Genomic DNA, 2,248 nt, shown 5'->3' on the forward strand with positions numbered 1-2,248 from the left:
CTGATTAAGAACGAAAGGGCGACTATCAACGAGATGGCCGCCTTTTTCTCCCTTACAGCCCGGCTTTTGCTAGGAAAACTAAAAGCCCTTCTTCCCTCCCTGCCCGGAGCCGAGCAGAACGAAGCCGTAACCGAAGCCCAGCTGATCGAGCAGGTTCTGGAAAGGTACAGGCCTTACAGGGCAGCGTCGGCTTGCCTGGCCGGAATGATGAAAGCCAGGGGGCGTTGTTTCACCAGGAACGCCTCGGAGGAAGGTCCCCCCTGGTTTGACATGGGAGATCTATACTCCCTTTCGTTGGTATGGTGGGAGATAATACGCCTCAAAGGGGAAGTCTCCGGTTCTCCGCCGGTTGCGCCGGAGGAGGAGTGGGATGGCATCCCCGCGGAGACTCCCGAGGAGGAACAGGTCGAGAAGAGGATGGAGGAGATCGAAAGGCTGCTCTTAAGCAGAAGAAACCTTCAAATGAGCGAAGTTTTCGGCCCCACCCTTTCCAGGCAGGTTTTCGTGGTGACCTTTCTGGCGTTACTGGAGATGGCCAGGCTTGGAAGGGTCCGCCTGATCCAGGAGGTGCTTTTTGGCGATGTCAGATTATCCCGGTGAAGCCCCCCTTTCACCTATAGCGAGGTCCATTGAGGCCGTTCTCTTCGTCGCCGTCCAACCGGTCGGTGTTAAGGAACTGGCTTCCGTGACGGGTTCCACCGAGGAGATCGTGGCCGTGGGTCTCGAAGAGATAAAGAAAAGATACCAGAATTGTCATGGACTTCGCCTTCTGAACATAGCCGGCGGATGGTCGATGGCTACCTCTCCTGAGCAGGAGGAGGTAGTTGCGTTGTTTCGTGATGTAGCCCTCTCTCAGAGGATACGGATCAGCAAGGCCGCTCTCGAGACTCTTGCCGTTATAGCCTACTCGCAGCCTGCGACGCGTCCCGAGATAGAGGAAATCAGGGGAGTGAGGAGCGAAAGGGTTCTTGACACCCTTCTCAGGCATGGCTTGATAAGGGTCGCCGGCAGGAGAAAGGGATCGGGAACGCCACTTCTTTATCGAACTACCGATTCATTCCTCTCCCTTTTCGGGCTCGGCTCGATCTCGGACCTGCCGACCTTCGAGGAAATGCAGGATATTCTTCCCGATTATGAGGAATCCGACGGCGAGGAAAAGGATTAATGACCGAGAAGCAACGGTTAAACCGGTTTATCGCCTCCTGCGGCCTATGCTCCAGAAGGAAGGCGGATCTCCTGGTCCGGACCGGAAGGGTGACGGTGAACCTGGAAGTCTGCGCCGATCCATCCCGGATCATCGATCCCGGCAGGGATTCTGTCAGGGTCGATGGCGAAATCATATCTGTCCAGGAGAAGTTGTACATTGCCATGCACAAACCGAGGGGATGTGTCTGTTCCGTATCCGACCAGTTCTCTCGAACAGTGCTGGAATTGCTCCCCCCCTGGTATCGTGCACGGGGGCTTTTCCCGGTCGGGCGGTTGGACAAGGACAGCGAAGGCCTTTTACTTCTTACCAACGATGGCGCCCTGGCCCATAGGATCCTCCATCCGGGGCAGCACGTTCCAAAGACTTACCAGGTTCTCCTGGACTCCCAGCTTTCCGCTGATTCCATTGAATCCTTTTCAAGAGGTACCGAGATCGAGGGCAGATTGGTGAGACCGGAAGGAGTCACGCTTTTGAAGAAAAACCCCGAAGGGCGGTGGATTACTATTACCCTTTCGGAGGGCATAAAAAGGGAGATCAGGATAATGGCGTCCACTAGGGGCTTCAGAGTAAAAAAACTGGTCAGGACCGGGATTGGACGGCTTGAGCTGAAAAGGCTCGGCCCGGGGAATTTCATCGCCCTGGACGGGGAGGCGCTCTTGAGAATGATCCTTCACGGCGGTTCCCTGTAGACCCCGGAGAGTACGCTTAGATGGAAACTCAACATCCTTGCGGAAACAATATCATAACTCTGGACGGACCGGCTGGTTCCGGCAAGAGCACTATCGCTAAGCTGGTGGCTGAAAGGTTGGGTTACGAATTCCTCGACACCGGAGCCTTGTATCGGGGAGTGACCTATTTTCTCTTCACCCGGTCCATCGGGCCTTCCGAGGCGGGAAGGATAGCCGAAGTTCTGGAGGAATGCACTGTGTCCTTCGAGGAGGGGAAGGTTTTCGTTGACGGCAAGGATGTTTCTAAGAGAATCCGCTCTCCCGAGATAGACAGGTTCGTATCGGCCTACTCGGCGCTCCCCGTCGTGAGAAA

General features: G+C 55.6%; 4 protein-coding genes. All 4 read left to right on the top strand.

Going from position 1 to position 2,248, the window contains the following annotated elements; all coding sequences use genetic code 11:
* On the top strand, positions 1 to 600 hold a 600-nt coding region (locus GX108_00155), incomplete at its 5' end, for a hypothetical protein (protein ID NLO55459.1).
* A complete protein-coding gene (gene scpB, locus GX108_00160) occupies positions 581 to 1,165 on the top strand; it encodes an SMC-Scp complex subunit ScpB (GenBank protein NLO55460.1) in 585 nt (194 codons plus the stop codon). The genes GX108_00155 and scpB, both read left to right, overlap by 20 nt.
* Positions 1,165 to 1,896: an rRNA pseudouridine synthase gene (locus GX108_00165; GenBank protein ID NLO55461.1), complete on the top strand. Its 732-nt coding sequence runs from the start codon at positions 1,165 to 1,167 to the stop codon at positions 1,894 to 1,896. Before scpB ends, GX108_00165 begins: the two co-directional genes overlap by 1 nt.
* Positions 1,897 to 1,916: 20 nt before the next feature.
* Positions 1,917 to 2,248 (top strand): cytidylate kinase (locus GX108_00170; GenBank protein ID NLO55462.1); only part of this gene is annotated, 332 nt, incomplete at its 3' end.

Source organism: Thermovirga sp. (assembly GCA_012523215.1).
Taxonomy (GTDB): Bacteria; Synergistota; Synergistia; order Synergistales; family Thermovirgaceae; genus 58-81.

Bases quoted from the DNA above. Each gene is read 5' to 3' on its own strand.
- scpB (NLO55460.1), top strand. From the start codon at position 581: ATGTCAGATTATCCCGGTGAAGCCCCCCTTTCACCTATAGCGAGGTCC.
- GX108_00165 (NLO55461.1), top strand. From the start codon at position 1,165: ATGACCGAGAAGCAACGGTTAAACCGGTTTATCGCCTCCTGCGGCCTA.